Raw genomic sequence first — 18,585 nt, forward strand, 5'->3', positions numbered from 1 at the left:
CGATGTGGAGCGCCATGACACGCCTCAGTCCTGATTCCTCGATCGACCTTCAGGCGGCCACGGCGGCGGCGCGCACAACGCTGGGCGCTGCCGACCCCGGATTCGATGAGCGCCTCGCCTCGGTCCTCCCTGAGCTGCACCGCCTGTTCCTGCAGCTGTACGGCGATCGGGAAGACGGACAGGAGGCCCTTGCGGAGGTGATCGCAGCGGCAGCGGCCGGGTGGCGGGATCGCCCCGCGGGGCTCAAAGACCTCGACGCACGGCGCACCACTCACCCCGATTGGTTCCTGTCGGAGCGCATGCTCGGCGGTGTCTGCTACGTCGACCGGTACGCGGACACCCTCGCCGGTATCCGGGCGCAGATTCCCTACTTCCAGGAGCTGGGGCTGACCTACCTCCACCTGATGCCCCTGTTCGACTCCCCCGAGGGCAACAACGACGGCGGCTACGCGGTCTCGAGCTATCGCAAGGTACAGACGGCGCTCGGGACCATGGCCGACCTGGCCGCGCTCTCAGCCGATCTGCGAGACGCCGGCATCTCGCTGGTGCTCGACTTCATCTTCAATCACACCAGCAACGAGCACGAGTGGGCCCGCAAGGCCGTTGCCGGCGACCCCGACTTCGAGGACTTCTACCTCATCTTCCCCGACCGCACGATGCCCGACCGGTACGAGGAGACGGTGCGCGAGATCTTCCCCGACGACCACCCGGGCGCGTTCGTGCAGCTGCCCGACGGGCGCTGGATCTGGGCGACCTTCTACCACTTCCAGTGGGACCTCAACTACGCCAACCCCCGGGTGTTCCGGGCGATGGCGCAGGAGATGATGTTCCTCGCCAACCAGGGCGTCGAGGTGCTCCGCATGGACGCCGTCGCGTTCATCTGGAAGCGCCTGGGCACACCGTGCGAGTCGCTGCCGGAAGCCCATCTGCTGCTGCGCGCCTTCAATCTCGTCCTGCGGCTTGCCGCACCCTCGGTGCTGTTCAAATCCGAGGCGATCGTCCACCCCGATGAGGTGATCACCTACATCTCGCCCGATGAGTGCCAGCTGTCTTACAACCCGCTCCAGATGGCGCTCGGCTGGGAGGCCCTCGCGACCCGGGACGCCCGGCTGCTGCAGAAGGCCCTCGACGAGCGTCACGCCCTGCCGTGGGGCACCTCGTGGGTGAACTACGTGCGCAGCCACGACGACATCGGGTGGACGTTCGCCGATGAGGATGCCGCGGCGCTCGGCATCGACGGCTATCCGCACCGCCGCTTCCTCAATGACTTCTACGTCGGCAGGTTCGAGGGCACGTTCTCGCGCGGTGAACCGTTCCAGGACAATCCCAAGACCGGTGATGCCCGCATCGCGGGCACCACCGCATCTCTCGCGGGCGTCGAGGCGGGCGATCCCGGGGGTGAGGACCGCGTCGTCCTTACCCACGCGCTCGCCCTGTCCACCGGAGGGATCCCGCTGATCTACCTCGGCGATGAGGTCGGCCAGCTCAACGACTACGGCTATCGCGATGATCCCGCGCATGCCGACGACAGCCGATGGGTGCATCGTCCGCATCGAGACGAGAAGGCCTACGCGTCTCGCCGCGACCCGTCGACCGTCGCCGGCCGCATCAGCACCCGCCTGCACGCCCTGATCCGAGCGCGAAAGAACTCCCCCGAGTTCGCCGCCGGCAATCCGCTGCTCCCGTTCCACACGCCGTTCCCGCAGGTCGTGGGATTCCAGCGTGTCGGCGCGGACGGCACGATCCTCGTTCTCGGCAACGTGGGCGACTCCGATGTCTTGATCGAGCCGGTCACCTTCTCGGGCTTGCGAACGGATGCCACGGAGATCGTCTCGGGCTACCCGGTCCTCCTCGCGAGCGGCCTCATGCTGCCGGCGCACGGCGTCTTCTGGCTTCGCGTGCAACCGGCGTGAGTGCTCTGCCGCACTAGCATCGAGGGATGCTCTCGGCTCTCACCGGCTTCGTCGTGGTGGGCGTCTCGATCTTTCTCGGCTACATCCTCGGACGCATCAACCTGCTGGGGGAACACGCCCGACCCGTCCTGGCGCGGCTGACCTTCTTCGTCCTGTCGCCGTTCCTGCTGTTCGTCGTGCTCGCCGAGGCCGACGTGCGGACGCTCTTCTCGTCGCTGCTGCCGGTGTCGGCGATCGCGGCGGTCGCGGTCTTCGTCGTCTACGCGCTCATCGCCCGCCTCCTGTGGCGCCGGTCGGTCGCCGAGACGACGATCGGGAGCCTCAGCGCGGGCCAGGTGAACTCCAACAACATCGGCATCCCCCTTTCGCTCTACCTTCTCGGCAACGCCGCGTTCCCGGCTCCCGTCATCCTCCTGCAGCTTCTGGTCTTCACGCCGATCACCATGGCGATCCTCGATGCCGTGACATCCGGCCGCTCGTCCCTCGGCAAAACGATCGGCCGCGTCCTCACCAACCCCATCGTCATCGGCTCCGCCCTGGGCGCGGCCGTCTCGATCAGCGGCATCGATCTTCCCGAGGTCGTCATGGCGCCCGCCCAGTTGGTGGCGAATGCCTGCGTGCCGGTGCTGCTCATCAGCTACGGCCTGTCACTGTTCGGCCAGCGCGTGCTCGGCGCACACGGACGTCGTCGCGACGTGATCCTCGCCACGACGCTGAAGCTCGTGGTGATGCCGGCGATCGCCTGGGTGGTGGGCGCGGTGGTGTTCGCACTCCCCCGCGCCGACGTGCTCGTCATCGTCGTGCTGGCCGCCCTCCCGACCGCGCAGAATGTGTTCAACTACGCCCAGCGGTTCGACGTCGGAGAGGCGATCGCGCGGGATACCGTATTCCTCACCACGATCGGGTGCATCCCCGTCCTTCTCACCGTGACGGCGATCCTCAGCTGAGGATGGCAGGTCAGGCTGAGCGGATGATGCCGAGCGGCGTGGACTGGTGGCCCTGACCCAGCGGGTTGTCCTTCAGGATCTCGACCAGCTGATTCTCGCGAGCCTTGCCCACCGTCGACCCTAGGATGTTGCCGCCGAGGTCGTTGATGTCGACCACCGCCACCTCGGGGACGCCGTCGAGGAGGTCCTTGAGCCGACGCGCCACGTCACGAGGGCGATCAGGTCCGAGGACGACGGCCCTGTTGTACGGCGGAATGGTGCCGCTGGTCGGGCCGTCGATCGCGCGCGCCTTGTCGCCGGCGATCCGATAGAAATCCCCCTTGCGGCCGAACAGCTTCGTCACCGCCGAGACGGCGGCGGCGAGCAGGATGCGGGGGGTCCCGCACTCGCGGAGCGCCATCTCCATGGTCTCGGGCATCCCGAGTCCGATGCCGTGCGGGGTCCGGGTCACGTAGCGCGAGAGGAATCGCGCGAGCCGTCTCGGCTGGATCTCGTCCAGCGGGTACGACCGGCCCTGCGTGATCGCGACGATCTTCTCGGTCACGAACAGCAGATCATCCGGTCGCACGAGGCTCGCCGCGTACTCGCGGACGAACGCGTCGAGATCGTCGCCCGGCATCACGACACGCGTGCGGATCGGGATACGGGCGAACGAGAGCCCGTCGACGCTGACCGTGAGGGCCTTGCCGTCGTTCGCTTCGCCGGTCACGCGTCCGACCGCTTACTCAAGGTAGTCCCGCAGCGACTGCGACCGGCTCGGGTGGCGGAGCTTGGCCATCGTCTTGGACTCGATCTGGCGGATGCGCTCACGCGTCACACCGAAGGTGTCGCCGATCTGGTCGAGGGTCTTCGGCTGACCGTCGCCGAGCCCGAAGCGCATGCGGATGACACCCGCCTCGCGTTCGGACAGCGAGTCCAGCAGCGACTCCAGCTGACGCTGCAGCATCGTGAATCCTACGGCGTCAGCGGGGACGACGGCCTCGGTGTCCTCGATCAGGTCCCCGAATTCGCTGTCGCCGTCCTCGCCGAGCGGGGTGTGCAGGGAGATCGGCTCGCGACCGTACTTCTGCACCTCGATGACCTTCTCGGGGGTCATGTCCAGCTCGCGACTGAGCTCCTCGGGCGTGGGCTCGCGACCGAGGTCCTGCAGCATCTGCCGCTGCACCCGGGCGAGCTTGTTGATGACCTCGACCATGTGCACCGGAATGCGGATGGTGCGCGCCTGGTCGGCCATGGCTCGGGTGATCGCCTGCCGGATCCACCAGGTCGCATACGTCGAGAACTTGAAGCCCTTGGTGTAGTCGAACTTCTCGACCGCGCGGATGAGACCGAGGTTGCCCTCCTGGATCAGGTCGAGGAACTGCATCCCGCGTCCCGTGTAGCGCTTGGCGAGGGAGACCACGAGGCGCAGATTCGCACCCAGCAGGTGGCTCTTGGCGCGCTGGCCGTCACGTGCGACCCACTGCAGGTCCAGGCCCAGCTGCGACGCCTTCTCGGCTGCCGACATGTGCGACAGCTTCTCTTCGGCGAACAGGCCCGCCTCGATCCGCATGGCCAACTCGACCTCTTCGGCCGCGTTCAGCAGCGGAACCTTGCCGATCTGCTTCAGATAATCCTTGACCGGGTCGGCGGTGGCGCCGGTGATCTGCGTCGAGTAGACGGGGATGTCGTCCTCGTCGTTGGAGATGACGATGGCGCCCGTCGGGAGCGGCTCGGCGAAGACCGGCTTGGCGGTCTCCTCCTCCTCATCCTCCGACTCCCCCTCGGTCGTCGCTGCGGCAGCAGCCTTGGGTGCCGGAGTGTCGCCGTCGCCCTCGGTGTCATCGACCTCGTCGCCGGAGACCTCGTCGTCGGCGTCGAGCTCGACGTCGTCCATCTCCTCGTCGACCTCGTCGGCGTCGGCCTTCTTCTTGCCGCCCTTGGCCGCCGTCTTCGCGGCGGGCTTCTTGGCAGGGGCCTTCTTCGCCGCGGGCCGCTTCTTCGCGGGAGCCGCGGCGGCGGTCTCGACCTCCTCGACCGTGTCGGCGGAGTCGGTGTCCTTCGTGGTGCGGTTCGTCGTCTTCGTGCCTGCGGTCACGGTTCGCCTTTCACCGTCACGAACGCGGAGCGCCGCGGCGGTATCTTTCGGACACTAGTAAGACCCTTGTCAAGTCCCGTTCCCATACGCAGGGCAGCGGACGGGGGACGACAATGGGTCAGAACGTCCATTGTCTCACATCTGTATGGGCGGTTCGCATCCGCACTCCCCCGCGAATCCCCGAACGCACCCTCGGGGAACAACGCCGAGGAGGCGGGGGGAATTCCCCTCGATCGTCAGGGGCGCTTGTCCTCATCGCTGCTCGGCCGCGAGGCGAGGAAGCGCTCCAGTTCCGCAGCGAGCTCGTCAGCGCTCGGCAGATCGCCGGTGTGAAGGATGGGCGTGGCATTGGTCGCACCGGCCATGTACGCGTCGTATCGCTCTTCGAGCCCCTGCAGCATCCGGGACAATTCGTCACTGCCGGCGACCTGCTCCTCGACCTTCGTCAGATACTCGCGGTTCTCTTCGCGCAGGCCGTCTCCGTCGAAGACGAGCCCGGTGGCGACCGTGACGCTGTCGAGTCCCGCAAGGGCGGCGGCGGGGTACTCGGTGTCTGCGAGATAGTGGGGCACCAGCAGGACGAAGCCGGCGACGGCGGCGCCCCTCTCGGTGAACCGGTACTCCAGAAGGTGGGCGACGGTCGCGGGTACCTGCGTGTGGGGCTGCCATACCGAGTGCGCCTCGGTCAGCTCCGTTCGGGTGCCGCTCACGGTCGTGCCGATCGGACGGGTGTGCGGGACCGGCATGGGGATGGCATGCACCCAGGTGACCGAGGAGACGCTGAAGCTCGACGCGAGTTCGAGGACAGCCTCGGATACGGCGTCCCAGGCGAAGTCGGGCTCGTAGCCGGCGAGCACCAGGAACGGCGTCCCGAGGGCGTCGTGCGCGAGGGAGAGTTCCAGTCGCGGCGGGCGGTAGTCGGTGAGGTGGTCGGCTTCGAACGTCACGATCGGACGGCGCGCCCGGTAGTCGAGCAGGATGTCGTTTGAGAAGACGGCCAACGGAATGGGGTCGAGATCGTCGCGGACGTACTCGATGAGTCGGGCCACCGCTCCCCCGGCGTCGGTGAAGCCGGTGAGCGCGATGACGAGAGGAAGGCCCGCCGGGACAGCCGGGGCGGAGACCGAGCGCTCGTACACAGGACCGGCGTAAGGCATGGCTCCATGCTACGAGTCGCCGCGACACCGCGAGCCGGACCGCTGCCGCTGACAGCGAACACCGCTCAATAGGATGGAACCCATGTCGTTCCCCGACCTCGAATATCGTTCCGCCCCCCTTGCCGAGATCGACGCCGACGCGGTCGTCCTGGCACTGCCCCCCGTCGACGGCGCGCCGTCGCTGGACGACTGGCCCGGAGTGAAGGACGCGCTGGTGGCGACCGGATTCAGCGGCTCGCCGGGCTCCTTCCAGCGGGTCTACGCGCCCGAGGTCACCACTGGACCGCTCGCGGTCGTCGGGACGGGTGCCGAACCGGATGCCGCTGCCATCCGCGACGCGCTGGGCGCGGCCCTGCGCACAATGACGGGTTTCGACACCGTCGTCGTCGCCGTGCCGTTCGCCTCGGAGCACCTTCTGGCCGCTGCGGAGGGAGCGGCCCTGGGCGGCTACCGTTTCGATGGATACAAGGCGGAAGGTCCCAAGCGCCGCGCGAGTCGCGTGGTCCTGCAGGGGCGAGCTGACCTCGACGAGGCCTCCCTCGACGCCGTGCGTGCGACGGTGTCCGCGGTCGCGCTCGTGAAAGACCTCGTCTCGATCCCGGCGGAGTGGCTCGGCCCGGCGGACCTCGCCGACCGCGCACAGAAAGAGGTCGAGGGCCTGCCCGTAGAGGTGACGGTCTGGGACGAGCAGGCCCTGCGCGACGGCGGCTTCGGCGGCATCATCGGGGTCGGTCAGGGGTCGGAGAGGCCGCCCCGTCTGGTTCGCCTCGACTACGCCCCCGCCGGCGCGACGCGTCACGTCGCTCTCGTGGGCAAGGGCATCACCTTCGACACGGGGGGGCTTTCCCTCAAGCCCGCGGCGTCGATGGTGGGGATGAAGTACGACATGTGCGGCGCCGCCACCGTTCTGGCCGTGGTCCGCGCTGCGGCCGCCCAGCAGCTCGCGGTGCGGGTGACCGGATGGCTCGCCGTCGCCGACAACATGCCCTCCGGCCGTGCGACGCGCCCGGGCGACGTGGTGCGCATCGCCGACGGCACCACGGTCGAGGTGCTCAACACCGATGCCGAAGGACGCCTCGTGCTGGCCGACGGGCTCGTGGCCGCCAGCAGGGAGAACCCCGACCTGCTGATCGACGTGGCGACCCTCACCGGAGCGATCACCATCGCCCTCGGCACCCGTCACACCGGTGTCATGGGCGACGACGACGCCGTCGCCCGGTACCTCGCAGCCGCGGGTGATGTCGCCGAGCTCGCCTGGCAGCTGCCGCTTCCGGCGCACATGGTCGATGAGCTGGACTCGCCGATCGCCGACCTGCAGAACGCCAAGATCGGCGACCCCGCCGGAGGGTCGCTGTTCGCGGGGTTGTTCCTGCGTCACTTCGTCGGCCGAACCGCCACGGACGGCGATGAGCGCATCCCGTGGATCCACCTCGACATCGCCGGCGTCGGCATGAACAAGGGGGGCGGGTTCGGATTCACCGACAAGGGCCCGACCGGGGCGACGGTGCGCAGCCTGCTGCGTCTGCTGCAGACCGAGGCCGCCCGATGAGCGGTTCGGAGGCGCCCGAGATCTCGGCTGACCTCGTGATCCTCGGCGGCGGGAGCGGAGGCTACGCGGCCGCGCTCCGCGCCGCCGAGCTCGGCAAGTCGGTGATCATGATCGAGAAGGACCTGGTGGGCGGCACGTGCCTGCATCGCGGGTGCATTCCGACCAAGGCCCTCCTTCACGCCGGGGAGGTCGCCGACACGGTCCGCGACGCGGCCGAGATCGGAGTCGACGCGCAGTTCCGAGGTATCGACCCGGCCCGGGTGCGCTCGTATCGGGAGGGCATCGTCGAGAAGAAGTATCGCGGCCTGCAGAGCCTGCTGAAGACCCGGGGCGTCCGGGTCGTCGAGGGCGAGGGACGCCTGGAGGCCGGCCCCGCGGTGCGGGTCGGTGACACCGCCTACCGAGGCACCGACGTGGTCATCGCCACCGGGTCGTACAGCCGAACTCTGCCGGGCCTGGAGATCGGCGGCCGCATCCTCACGAGCGATCAGGCGCTGCAGCTGGAGGAGATACCCGAACGTGTCGTCATCCTCGGCGGCGGCGTCATCGGGGTGGAGTTCGCCAGCGTCTGGCGTTCGTTCGGCGTCGATGTGACCATCGTCGAAGGTCTGGACCACCTCGTCCCGGCCGAGGACATCAGCATGAGCAAGGCCCTCGAGCGTGCGTTCCGTCGCCGCGGGATCGGCTTCAGGCTCGGAGTCAGGTTCGCCGGCGCCACGCAGACCGCTGATGCGGTCAGCGTCTCGCTCGAGGACGGCTCGCAGCTCGAGGCGGACTACCTGCTGGTCGCCGTCGGCCGCGGACCTGCCACGGCAGGCCTCGGTCTCGAAGACGCCGGAGTGACGCTGGATCGCGGTTTCGTCGTCACCGATGAGCGGCTCCAGACCGTTGTTCCGCACGTCTTCGCCGTCGGCGACATCGTGGCGGGCCTGCAGCTTGCCCACCGCAGCTTCCAGCAGGGCATCTTCGTCGCCGAGACGATCGCCGGAAAGAAGCCCGTCGTCGTTCCCGAGCACCTCATCCCCCGGGTCGCGTATTCCCATCCCGAGGTGGCGTCGGTCGGTATGACGGAAGCGCGGGCTGTTGAGATGCATGGCGCAGAGGCTGTGCGGTCCTACGAGTACAACCTCGCCGGAAACGCCAAGAGCGAGATCGTCGGTACCGGCGGCCTGGTCAAAGTCGTCAGACTCACCGACGGGCCGATCATCGGCGTGCATCTGGTCGGCGATCGCGTCGGGGAACTCATCACCGAGGGGCAGCTGGCCGTCGGATGGGAAGCCCACCCCGAGGACATCGCGCCGTTCATCCATGCCCACCCCACGCAGAGCGAAGCGCTCGGCGAGGCCTTCCTGGCCCTCGCCGGCAAGCCGCTCCACGCCCTGTGACCCTGACAAGTCGCGCCGGTGCAGTCCTGACACGGGCCTGCGGGCGCATCACTAAGCTAGACAAGACATCGGCAACCCCGAAGGAGACAAGCCCATGAGCACATCCGTGGTCCTCCCCGCGCTCGGCGAGAGCGTCACAGAGGGAACGGTCACCCGCTGGCTCAAGAAGGTCGGTGACACCGTGCAGGCCGACGAGGGGCTCCTCGAGATCTCCACGGACAAGGTCGACACGGAGATCCCCTCTCCGATCAGCGGTGTGATCGAGGAGATCCTGGTCGACGAGGACGAGACGGTCGAGGTCGGCGCCGTCCTCGCCAAGATCGGCGACGGCTCCGGGGGTGGCGAGGCCCCCGCCCCGGCCGATGCGCAGGAAGAGCCCGCGTCGGCCGAGCCTGCGCAGGCGGAGGCGCCCGCCGCTGAGACGGCCGAGCCTGCCGACGGTCCCTCGGACGACGGTCCCGCAGCTCCCGCCCAGGCAGCGCCATCGGATTCCACCTCCAGCGGCGGGACCGAAGTCGTTCTGCCCGAACTCGGCGAGAGCGTCACGGAGGGCACGGTCACGCGCTGGCTGAAGCAGGTCGGTGACGCGGTCGACGTCGACGAGCCGCTGCTGGAGATCTCGACCGACAAGGTCGACACCGAGATCCCCTCCCCCGTCAAGGGCATCCTCCAGGAGATCCTCGTGCAGGAGGACGAGACGATCGCTGTCGGCTCGGCCCTCGCCCGCATCGGTGACGGTGCCGCGCCGTCCGCGCCCGCGCCGGCCCAGGAGGCTCCCGCCGAGGAGAAGCCCGCCGAGCCGGCCCCCGCCGGTGAGGAGAAGCGTTCCGACGAAAAGGCCGCCGAGGAGAAGCCCGCCGAGGAGGTCGCGCCCGTCCCTGAGAAGGTCGTCGCGCACGCGCCGGTCTCCACGGGGGTCGCCACCGAGCAGGAACCGGCCCCCTCGAGCACTCCGTCGTCGGCCGCACCGGCGACCTCTTCCGGCGACGACGAGGTGGCCTACGTCACCCCGCTCGTGCGCCGGCTCGCTGCGCAGCAGGGCGTCGATCTGGCTTCGGTCAAGGGCACCGGCGTCGGCGGTCGCATCCGCAAGGAGGACGTGCTGAAGGCCGCTGAGGACGCCAAGGCACCGGCTCCCGCCGCCACAGCGTCGGCGCCCGCCGCCCCGGCCCGCACCCCGCTGGAGGTCTCGCCGTTGCGGGGCACGACCCAGCCGATGTCGCGGCTGCGCAAGGTGCTCGCCGAGCGGGCCGTGGCGTCGATGCAGGCGACTGCCCAGCTCACCACCGTCGTCGAGGTGGATGTCACCAAGCTCTCCGGCTTCCGAGACCGTGTGAAGGGCGACTTCCAGTCCAAGACCGGCGACAAGCTCTCGTTCCTGCCGTTCTTCGCGCTCGCTGCGGCGGAGGCTCTCCAGGCCTTCCCCATCATCAACAGCACGGTCGACGGAACGAACATCGTCTACCCGGCGAGCGAGAACCTCTCGATCGCCGTCGACACCGAGCGCGGCCTCCTCACCCCCGTCCTGCGGGACGCGGCGTCGAAGAACCTCGCTCAGATCGCCCATGAGATCGCCGACCTCGCCGCGCGCACGCGCGACAACAAGCTGAAGCCCGACGAGCTGGCCGGCGGCACCTTCACGCTGACCAACACCGGATCGCGCGGTGCGCTGTTCGACACTCCGGTGGTCTTCCTCCCGCAGTCGGCGATTCTCGGCACGGGCATCGTCGTCAAGCGTCCGGGTGTGGTGTCGGTCGACGGTCGCGATGCGATTTCGGTCCGGTCGTACGTCTACCTCGCGCTGTCCTACGACCACCGGGTCATCGACGGGGCGGATGCCGCGCGGTTCCTGGGCGCCGTCAAGGCCCGTCTGGAGGAGGCGGACTTCGAGGGCGACCTCGGCATCTGACCCACAGCGGCGCTGCGCCACGCGGGGGCGACATCGTGATCACGATGTCGCCCCCGCGTCGTAGATGTCGCGAATGACCCAGTGCTCGCCGATGCGGACGATGACGACGAGCTGCGACGCCGGAGAAGCACCCGCCGTGTCGGTGGCGTCCACGCGCAGAACCGCCGCTCCGCCCAGGTCGTCGAGGAACGTCACGGCCCTCGCGTCGGCCGGCAGGTCGGCTGCCCCGCGTGGCAGCGCACGCGTCGGATCGGCAACCATTTCGGCGAGACAAGCGGCCTCCGCGTCGCACGCTGCGCGAGCGCTCAACAGCTCGTCGGTCACCACGATGAGGTGATCGGGCGTGGCGGGGGGCGGGGCAGCGTCATCGATCGCTGTGTCGGTGCTCGACGCGTCGGTGTCCGCATCGAACGTCGGCGAGGGCGACGAACCTTGCGCCGGTTCCCGCGCCGTCACCACGGGCTCGGCCGCTGCCGGCGGCTCCGCGTCGCTCGGCCATGTCAGCCCCACGGCGAGCACCATCGCTGCAGCACCCGCTGCGACGATGAGTCCCCGACGTCGTGATCGGGGTCGCCGTACGTTGACAGCCCGCCAGACGCCGGTGGTCGCCCGGGAGACGGTCTCGCCGAGGTCGCGGTCCATCAGTGTCGAGACACGGGCGAGCAGTCCCTGACCACGGATGTCGCCGGCAGCCGCTGCCCTCGCCGCTGCCCGCGACCCCCTACGGGTCGGCAGAGGTCGGGCAGTGACGCCGAGCACAGCGCCATCCCGCAGCGACGGAATGCTCTTGGCCCCGACGCGAAGGGGCTGCGGTGCGGTCAGAGCGAACAGCCGCGCCTCGAGTGCCTGGGCATCGCGTTCGTGCAGGTCAGCCTGAGCCAGTGCCGCGAGGCCGTCGCGCAGCACGTCGCTCCATGCCGGAAACCCCCCGACGAGGAGACGGAAGATCTCAGCGGACTCGGATGGCCCGGCCGGCTGCAGCGCCAGCACCGGGCGCGCCTCGTCGGTGAGCCACCAGGTCCCGGCTGTCTCTCCGGCCGTCGCTCCGGCGTCGAGGTGGCCGCGCAGCACACTGACGGCGAGGGTGAGAGCCTCGCCCGCCGACAGCGGGTCATCGTCCTCGGAACGACGCCTCACGACGTCGATGACCCGTTCGCTGCAGATCGGGAACAGTGCCGCATGGCCCGCCGCCGTTCTCACGAGGTCGGCGGGGGTGAGAAGATGCTCCGATTCCGAGGCCCGCCATCCCGCCCAGTGCGTGCCGAGCGCACTCGCATCCACGAGAAGCCACGCAGCGCCCTCGGTGTCACGCACCACTTCTCCGGGCCACGGCGCGCTGGTGTCATCCAGCCGTCGCACCGGACGGTAGGACCGCAGCAGCGCGTGCTCGGAATCGATCGCCATCACCCCAGATTCGTGTCTGCGACTCTCAACGTGTCCGCGCTCCCCCCGAACTGTGGACAGCGGGACTCGTTCCCGGTCTTGTGCAGGAGTGGTCGCCAGGGCCGGAAAGGTAGGCTGGAATCATGGCCGCACGCAGTACCGCCCCCGAGAAGCGTCCCGGGTTCTTCTCGCAGATCCGCACCCTCTACACCTTCACGGTCCAGGCGTACCGCTGGCTGCCCTGGGCCCTCGTCGGCATCCTCATCGGCGGTACCCTCCTGGGTGTCGCGCTCGGTGCGCTGATCCCGCCGGGAGCGATCTGGAGCATCATCCTGTGGGGCATCACGGGCTTCATGTTCGGCATCCTCGCGGCGCTGATGACCATGACGCGGCTGTCGACGAAGGCGATGTATCGCAAGATCGACGGCATGCCCGGCGCCACCGGCTACGTGCTGTCGAGCGCCCTTGGTCGCCGCTGGCGCGCATCGGAGATGCCGGTGGGCATCAACCCCAAGACTCAGGAGGCCGTCTACCGCGCGATAGGCCGTGGCGGCATCGTGATCGTCGGTGAAGGGGCGCGGGGGCGGCTCACCCGGCTCGTGAACGAGGAGCGCGGAAAGGCGCAGCGCGTGGCATCCGGTGTTCCCGTCACCGTGCTGTACGTCGGTCACGGCGACGACGAGGTGCCGATCGGCAAGCTCGCTCCTGCCATCAAGTCCCTCCCGAAGAAGATCGACCGCGCCACCATGGCGGCCGTGGTGAAGCGGATGGACTCGGTGTCGCAGTCGGTTGCGTCGCTGCCGATCCCCAAGGGCATCGACCCGCAGCGCGTGCGCGCCCCCCGTCCTCGCTGAGCGCTCAGTCCCGGATGAGGACGGTGGCCGCCGCCTTGTCGTGAAGGCCGCGCTGATCCGCGTCCCAGACCACCGCGGGGATGACGAGGATCAACAGGATCGTGCGCAGCACCGGCCGCCACAGCCCCACCCACCCGCCGTCGAGGCGCACCAGTCGCATCCCGAAGATGCGGTGGCCGGGGCTTCCCTGCAGCGTCGGGAGGAAGACGATCTGAATGGCGCCGAAGATCATCAGAATCGCCAGGGCATCCCACCCGAAGAATCCCGAGATCAGATATGCGGCACCGTAGTCGATGAACAGTGCGCCCACGCGCCGGCCGAGGCGGCCGATCGATCCGGCGCCCTCACGGGGGCGTCCCAGCCGCTCCCCGGGATAGTCCTGTGCGCTGGCGACCACGATTCCACACTACCGTCGGTGGGCGCGTAACATGCCGGAAACAAAGGTGTCACGGTCGGGCAATCCCCTGCCGATACCGTGCCTCAAGGCCCGCTCGGCGGGCGGCAGTTCCCGATGCCCTACCTCTGGAGTCTCCATGTTCAGTGATTCATCCGAGGTGCTGCGGTTCATCAAGGACGAGGACGTCAAGTTCCTCGACATCCGTTTCACGGACCTCCCTGGTGTCCAGCAGCACTTCAACATTCCGGCCGCCACCGTCGACGAGGAGTTCTTCACTGTCGGGCAGCTGTTCGACGGGTCCTCGATCCGTGGGTTCGCGAACATCCACGAGTCCGACATGCAGCTCATCCCCGACGTCTCGACGGCCTACCTCGACCCCTTCCGCGAGGCGAAGACGCTGGTCATGGTCTTCGACATCTACAACCCGCGCAACGGCGAGATCTACGCCAAGGACCCCCGTCAGGTCGCCAAGAAGGCTGAGAAGTACCTCGCCTCCACCGGCATCGCCGACACCGCGTTCTTCGCTCCCGAGGCGGAGTTCTACATCTTCGACGACGTCCGCTTCGACGTGAAGCAGAACTCCAGCTTCTACTCCGTCGACTCGGAGGAGGGCGCCTGGAACACAGGCCGGGTCGAAGAGGGCGGCAACCTGGCCAACAAGACCCCGTACAAGGGCGGCTACTTCCCGGTCTCCCCCGTCGACAAGACCGCCGATCTGCGCGACGACATCAGCCTCAAGCTCATCGAGTCGGGATTGCAGCTCGAGCGCGCGCACCACGAGGTGGGCACCGGCGGTCAGCAGGAGATCAACTACCGCTTCGACACCATGGTCCACGCGGCCGACGACATCCTGAAGTTCAAGTACATCGTCAAGAACACCGCCGAGCAGTGGGGGAAGGTCGCGACCTTCATGCCCAAGCCCCTCTTCGGTGACAACGGATCGGGTATGCACACCCACCAGTCGCTGTGGAACGACGGCAAGCCGCTCTTCTACGACGAGAAGGGCTATGGCGGCCTGTCGGACATCGCGCGCTGGTATATCGGCGGCATTCTCGCCCACGCTCCCGCGGTGCTCGCCTTCACCAACCCGACGCTGAACAGCTACCACCGTCTGGTCAAGGGCTTCGAGGCCCCGGTGAACCTGGTCTACTCGGCCGGAAACCGCTCGGCGGCGATCCGCATCCCGATCACGGGGTCCAACCCCAAGGCCAAGCGCATCGAGTTCCGCGCGCCGGACGCCTCGGGAAACCCCTACCTGGCCTTCGCCGCACAGCTGATGGCGGGGATCGACGGCATCAAGAACCGCATCGAGCCGCACGAGCCGGTGGATAAGGACCTGTACGAGCTGCCGCCCGAGGAAGCCCGGGGCATCCCGCAGGTGCCGAACTCGCTGCAGGACTCGCTGGACGCGCTGGCGGCTGACCACCAGTTCCTCCTCGAGGGGGGCGTCTTCACGCCGGAGCTCATCGAGACCTGGATCGAGTACAAGATCGAGAACGAGATCCGGCCGATGGCGCAGCGCCCGCACCCGTTCGAGTTCGAGCTGTACTTCGGGGTCTGACACCCGGAGCGACCTCACTCCCCGAGCCCCGCACACCGCGGGCGCTCGGGGGAGTTCGTCATTCCGGCGTATCACCTCGCCCGCTCTGCGGCTCTCCCTCGTGTGCGCACGAGTGCACGCCCACGCAGAGAAAGGCGACATCATGTCAATCAACGGCGACGCGCAGGGCACGGGCGAAGAGGCATCGGGCCCCTTCGTGATGCTGGTCAATGCCGACGGCACCCCGTTCACCGGCTACGCCGAGGACGGCGGCGGGATCGGCGGTCACCTGCTCGGTCAGGTCTGCCACAATCACGTCCTCACCGAGGTCTACGCCGACTTCGACGGCGAGGGACACCTGGCCGGCATGCACACGCACGACGTGGGCAGCTGCTGAGCAACCTCTCCCGCAGCGCTACGGTGTAACGGTGCGGGAGATCATCCGGATGGGGCTTCGGCTCCTCGCAGCCCACTGGCCCGCACTGCTGGCCTGGTATCTCGCGGGGTCGCTCGGGCGTTACCTGTCGATCCAGCTCGCCGGCTTCGTGGGCGGGTATTCGGCGCTCGGCGGCATCCTGCTCCTTCCGCTGGCGATCCTCGCCAAGCTCGTCAGCCTCGTGGCGATGTTCCTCGTCCTCAGGGACGGGATGCTGCGGCTGAACGCCATCGCCCCGAACCCGGTGGACCGTGGTGCGCGCCTGCGCGCCTTCCGCGACGCTCTCCTGTCCGCTGTCCTGCCGTTCATCGCGGTCTACGCCGTGCTCGGCTTCCTCATCGACGACGTCGGCGCCTACCTGCGGGTGGCACTCGCGGTGCAGACCGATCGGCAATGGGCCGCCATCGTGGAAGAAGCCGCGGTAGACACCTCCGGGGCGGTGGACAGCCTCACCTGGGAGCCATGGACGATCGCCGTCGTCGTGCTCGCCTTCGCCGGACGCTGGGCGTGGAAGCGGTGGCACCAGGCCCTGCCCCGATGGACCGCGCTGATCGCGACCTACCTCGAAGCGCTGTGGATCTTCCTCGCCGCGTACTTCATCGGCGAGGCCCTCGGGCAGGTGACCGCCTGGGTCGACACACGCCAGGCGATGGTCTGGCTCGCCGATCTCCGGCAGGCGGTCGGTGATCTGTTCGCGCCGCTCGGGTGGACCTGGGACGCGGCGGAGTGGCTCCTCGGCCAGGCCGGCGCGGTGCTCTTCGTCCCCCTGGCCTGGTTGACGATCGCCGGCGTCATCTACGGTCGCACCGTCTCGCCGCAGGGGGTGCAGCTGCGCGGTGGGCTCGTCGACCGCGCCCGAACGCGCTACGGCTCGCTCCCCCAGCGGCTCCGCCGCCGCCTGGTCGATCTCGGCTCGGAGGTCGGCGGCCGATTCCGACCGATCTGGCAGGCGATCCTCCTCATGTGGCGCGGCGGCCCCCTCCTCGTCGGCGGGTATGTGCTGCTCTACACCGCCGTCCTCTTCGTCGGGGAAGGGCTCCGAGTGCTCCTCACCCGATGGGTCGGGCCCCACGACCTCTTCGATTTCTGGGTCGTCGCGGCCACTCCCCTCTTCCTCGTCGTTCCGCTCATCGTCGAGCCGCTGCGCACCGTCCTCATCGCCGCGACGTACGACGCGACGGTGGGCGCGCTGATCGGGGCGCCGGTGGTGTCGTCAGGGGACGACCTCGAGTCGGAGGAAGCGCGGCAGCTCGTCCGGGACGGTGAGCTCCACGCCGAACGGGCCGCGGGCGTCGTCGGGGACGAGGTAGGGCACCTCGAGGGTGAACGGGGCCTCTGAACCGGTCTCGCAAGAGCTCGGCTGCTCGTAGCGCCAGTCCACCTCGGTCATCGCCGCACCCCACGCCCGGCCCGCGCCGCCGAGCTCGCGAAGGACCGGGGTGGTGCAAGCGGGGGTCCTATCGGCCGGGTCGACCGGGATCTCGACGACGAGCACGCGGGTTCCGGTCGGCGCATCGGCGGCGAACGTGCCGGTCTCGTCGGCCGCCGTGGCCGGGCCCCAGGACGCGCCCGCCCAGTCGATGCTCTCCCCTGCGGCGGCGGTGGTGGGGAACACGGGGTCGGCCTGACTCCAGCGCCACCACTCGACGCCTGTCGGGAGGAGGACTCCCACCGGCAGCAGGATCGCGACCGCACCCAGGGCGAGGGCGTTGCGTCGCCACCATCCCTGTGTCGATCGGGCCTGAATCGATGGGGCCTGTGTCGATCGGGCTTGAATCGATTGGGCCTGTGACGACCGGTTCGCCGTCATCGCTCCGCCCACCCGGTCTCGACAAGCTCGACCTCGTCCTCGGCTTCGAGCGCGCCGAGGTCGATGGGGAGAGTCACGAGGCTGTCGAGACGGGGATCGTCACTGATTCCCAGCTCGAGAGTCGCCGTGTCGCGGACGACGTCGCTCGGAAGCTCGAAGGCGAGGCTCCCCTCCCGCGGAATACCCGGGGTGAGACCGCTGCGCAGGAGCGACGCGGGTCGCTCGCTGGCGCGATAGGCGGCACCCTCGATCACGAGCTCGGCATGCGCGAGGATCGTGCCGGTCTCCTCCTGGGTCGCCTCGGCCCGGAGGTCGACGACCAGCCAGGTGCCCTCCGCCGACCAGCCGCCCGCGACGGCCCGTGAGGCCAGTCGCACGTCCGTCACGGTCACGACGAATCCGCGCGCGGAAGTCGTCTCGTCGATCTCCGCCGCGAGAGGGAAGGGCGCTTCGGCGTCGTCCTGGGAGGGGGTGACCTGGATGATGCCCCATGCCGCCACGACGAGTGCGACACCGATCGTCCATGCCATCCAGCGACTCATCCCTCCCCTCCCTCGGCGTCTGCTCCCGCGCCGACGTCTGTCACCGTGAGGCTCATCGTCGCGGCCGTGGCGGGCGACTCCCAATACTCGCCGGCGACGACGAGTGCACCCTCGCGAAGGCTGAGATCCCGCAGCACGATCTCGATCTCGTCGCCCTCCGCAAGAGCCTCCGAATCGACCGCCCACGTCACCACGAGCTGGGCCGGAACGCGCGGCTGCAGGTACGGCGAGAACGTGGTGTCGTCGAACCGGGCGATCGATGCGGGAGGGGCGTCTGCGAGTTCCGTGACACGCACCCCGGCACTGAGCCCCCCGGGGCTCTCGGACGCAAGGGCACGGTCCCAGACGTTCTCGGCCGTCAGCACGACCGCGAGCACCCGCTCACCGGTCTCGACGGTGATCCCCGCCTCCGGCAGTTCGTCGATCAGGACCGCACGTTCCACCGTGAGGGCGAACTGCTCGTTGACGTGGGTCTCACCCGGTTCGAGTTCGGGAAGCGGGGGCACGGCGGCCTGCGCGAGACCTCCGAATGCCGCCGTACCGCCGAGGAAGACGGCGGTGAGGATGCCGGCGAACCAGCCGGTCGGGATGCGATCCCAGGTGCGGCCGATCCAGGCACTTCGAGAGGGCTGCGGCGCGTCGGGGGCGGGGGCCGCGGGTGGGACCGTCACGCCGACACCCTATCC

The 18,585-nt window shown here is 68.9% G+C and carries 16 protein-coding genes; 9 read left to right on the forward strand and 7 right to left on the reverse strand.

Annotated elements, in window-relative coordinates; genetic code table 11:
• Positions 1–14 precede the first annotated feature (14 nt).
• On the forward strand, positions 15–1,913 hold the full coding sequence (locus QSU92_RS17210; RefSeq protein ID WP_289263822.1) for an alpha-amylase family protein: 1,899 nt from the start codon (positions 15–17) through the stop codon (positions 1,911–1,913).
• Positions 1,914–1,939: 26 nt separating this feature from the next.
• Complete coding sequence (locus tag QSU92_RS17215; RefSeq protein WP_289263823.1) at positions 1,940–2,860, forward strand: AEC family transporter; 921 nt, start codon at positions 1,940–1,942, stop codon at positions 2,858–2,860.
• Positions 2,861–2,870: 10 nt separating this feature from the next.
• Here the strand turns inward: QSU92_RS17215 and QSU92_RS17220 are convergent, their stop codons facing one another.
• The 3 genes from QSU92_RS17220 to QSU92_RS17230 all read right to left on the reverse strand — a co-directional run bounded on the left by QSU92_RS17220 (position 2,871) and on the right by QSU92_RS17230 (position 6,094).
• Positions 2,871–3,569, reverse strand: a complete 699-nt coding sequence (locus QSU92_RS17220) for a coenzyme F420-0:L-glutamate ligase (RefSeq protein ID WP_289263825.1) — start codon at positions 3,567–3,569, stop codon at positions 2,871–2,873.
• Positions 3,570–3,581: 12 nt separating this feature from the next.
• The gene (locus tag QSU92_RS17225) at positions 3,582–4,937 is read right to left on the reverse strand and encodes an RNA polymerase sigma factor (RefSeq protein ID WP_289263828.1); all 1,356 of its coding nucleotides are present in this window, start codon (positions 4,935–4,937) and stop codon (positions 3,582–3,584) included.
• Positions 4,938–5,173: 236 nt separating this feature from the next.
• Positions 5,174–6,094, reverse strand: a complete 921-nt coding sequence (locus tag QSU92_RS17230) for a proteasome assembly chaperone family protein (RefSeq protein WP_289263830.1) — start codon at positions 6,092–6,094, stop codon at positions 5,174–5,176.
• A gap of 82 nt (positions 6,095–6,176) precedes the next feature.
• Here QSU92_RS17230 and QSU92_RS17235 point away from each other — a divergent pair, with 82 nt between their 5' ends.
• From QSU92_RS17235 to sucB, 3 genes are all read left to right on the forward strand, one after another.
• Complete coding sequence (locus tag QSU92_RS17235; RefSeq protein ID WP_289263832.1) at positions 6,177–7,643, forward strand: leucyl aminopeptidase; 1,467 nt, start codon at positions 6,177–6,179, stop codon at positions 7,641–7,643.
• Entirely contained in the window at positions 7,640–9,028 is a 1,389-nt protein-coding gene (gene lpdA / locus QSU92_RS17240; RefSeq protein WP_289263834.1) for a dihydrolipoyl dehydrogenase, read from the forward strand. The genes QSU92_RS17235 and lpdA overlap by 4 nt, the downstream gene beginning before the upstream one ends.
• 94 nt (positions 9,029–9,122) lie before the next feature.
• A complete protein-coding gene (gene sucB, locus QSU92_RS17245) occupies positions 9,123–10,937 on the forward strand; it encodes a 2-oxoglutarate dehydrogenase, E2 component, dihydrolipoamide succinyltransferase (RefSeq protein ID WP_289263836.1) in 1,815 nt (604 codons plus the stop codon).
• A gap of 39 nt (positions 10,938–10,976) precedes the next feature.
• On the opposite strand, the gene QSU92_RS17250 is transcribed toward sucB, so the two are convergent.
• Entirely contained in the window at positions 10,977–12,341 is a 1,365-nt protein-coding gene (locus QSU92_RS17250; RefSeq protein WP_289263838.1) for a hypothetical protein, read from the reverse strand.
• A 122-nt stretch (positions 12,342–12,463) separates the two neighbouring features.
• Between QSU92_RS17250 and QSU92_RS17255 the strand changes: the two genes are divergently transcribed.
• Positions 12,464–13,174, forward strand: coding sequence for a DUF4191 domain-containing protein (locus QSU92_RS17255; protein ID WP_179559177.1), 711 nt, complete (start codon positions 12,464–12,466; stop codon positions 13,172–13,174).
• 4 nt (positions 13,175–13,178) lie between these two features.
• Here QSU92_RS17255 and QSU92_RS17260 read toward each other — a convergent pair whose 3' ends face one another.
• Positions 13,179–13,571, reverse strand: coding sequence for an RDD family protein (locus tag QSU92_RS17260; RefSeq protein ID WP_289263841.1), 393 nt, complete (start codon positions 13,569–13,571; stop codon positions 13,179–13,181).
• Between the two features lie 136 nt (positions 13,572–13,707).
• Between QSU92_RS17260 and glnA the strand changes: the two genes are divergently transcribed.
• From glnA to QSU92_RS17275, 3 genes are all read left to right on the forward strand, one after another.
• Positions 13,708–15,132, forward strand: coding sequence for a type I glutamate--ammonia ligase (glnA, locus tag QSU92_RS17265; RefSeq protein ID WP_289263843.1), 1,425 nt, complete (start codon positions 13,708–13,710; stop codon positions 15,130–15,132).
• 142 nt (positions 15,133–15,274) lie between these two features.
• Positions 15,275–15,508: a hypothetical protein gene (locus tag QSU92_RS17270; protein WP_289263845.1), complete on the forward strand. Its 234-nt coding sequence runs from the start codon at positions 15,275–15,277 to the stop codon at positions 15,506–15,508.
• Positions 15,509–15,539: 31 nt separating this feature from the next.
• Positions 15,540–16,886: a hypothetical protein gene (locus QSU92_RS17275; RefSeq protein ID WP_289263847.1), complete on the forward strand. Its 1,347-nt coding sequence runs from the start codon at positions 15,540–15,542 to the stop codon at positions 16,884–16,886.
• 467 nt (positions 16,887–17,353) lie between these two features.
• Here QSU92_RS17275 and QSU92_RS17280 read toward each other — a convergent pair whose 3' ends face one another.
• Positions 17,354–17,899, reverse strand: a complete 546-nt coding sequence (locus QSU92_RS17280; protein WP_289263849.1) for a DUF4352 domain-containing protein — start codon at positions 17,897–17,899, stop codon at positions 17,354–17,356.
• A complete protein-coding gene (locus tag QSU92_RS17285) occupies positions 17,896–18,570 on the reverse strand; it encodes a hypothetical protein (protein ID WP_289263851.1) in 675 nt (224 codons plus the stop codon). Before QSU92_RS17285 ends, QSU92_RS17280 begins: the two co-directional genes overlap by 4 nt.
• Between the last annotated feature and the right edge of the window lie 15 nt (positions 18,571–18,585).

It is taken from the genome of Microbacterium sp. ET2, assembly GCF_030347395.1.
In the GTDB taxonomy this organism is placed as follows: domain Bacteria; phylum Actinomycetota; class Actinomycetes; order Actinomycetales; family Microbacteriaceae; genus Microbacterium; species Microbacterium albipurpureum.

Bases quoted from the DNA above. Each gene is read 5' to 3' on its own strand.
- QSU92_RS17210 (WP_289263822.1), top strand. From the start codon at position 15: ATGACACGCCTCAGTCCTGATTCCTCGATCGACCTTCAGGCGGCCACG.
- QSU92_RS17215 (WP_289263823.1), top strand. From the start codon at position 1,940: ATGCTCTCGGCTCTCACCGGCTTCGTCGTGGTGGGCGTCTCGATCTTT.
- QSU92_RS17230 (WP_289263830.1), bottom strand. From the start codon at position 6,094: ATGCCTTACGCCGGTCCTGTGTACGAGCGCTCGGTCTCCGCCCCGGCT.
- QSU92_RS17235 (WP_289263832.1), top strand. From the start codon at position 6,177: ATGTCGTTCCCCGACCTCGAATATCGTTCCGCCCCCCTTGCCGAGATC.
- lpdA (WP_289263834.1), top strand. From the start codon at position 7,640: ATGAGCGGTTCGGAGGCGCCCGAGATCTCGGCTGACCTCGTGATCCTC.
- sucB (WP_289263836.1), top strand. From the start codon at position 9,123: ATGAGCACATCCGTGGTCCTCCCCGCGCTCGGCGAGAGCGTCACAGAG.
- QSU92_RS17250 (WP_289263838.1), bottom strand. From the start codon at position 12,341: ATGGCGATCGATTCCGAGCACGCGCTGCTGCGGTCCTACCGTCCGGTG.
- QSU92_RS17255 (WP_179559177.1), top strand. From the start codon at position 12,464: ATGGCCGCACGCAGTACCGCCCCCGAGAAGCGTCCCGGGTTCTTCTCG.
- glnA (WP_289263843.1), top strand. From the start codon at position 13,708: ATGTTCAGTGATTCATCCGAGGTGCTGCGGTTCATCAAGGACGAGGAC.
- QSU92_RS17270 (WP_289263845.1), top strand. From the start codon at position 15,275: ATGTCAATCAACGGCGACGCGCAGGGCACGGGCGAAGAGGCATCGGGC.
- QSU92_RS17280 (WP_289263849.1), bottom strand. From the start codon at position 17,899: ATGAGTCGCTGGATGGCATGGACGATCGGTGTCGCACTCGTCGTGGCG.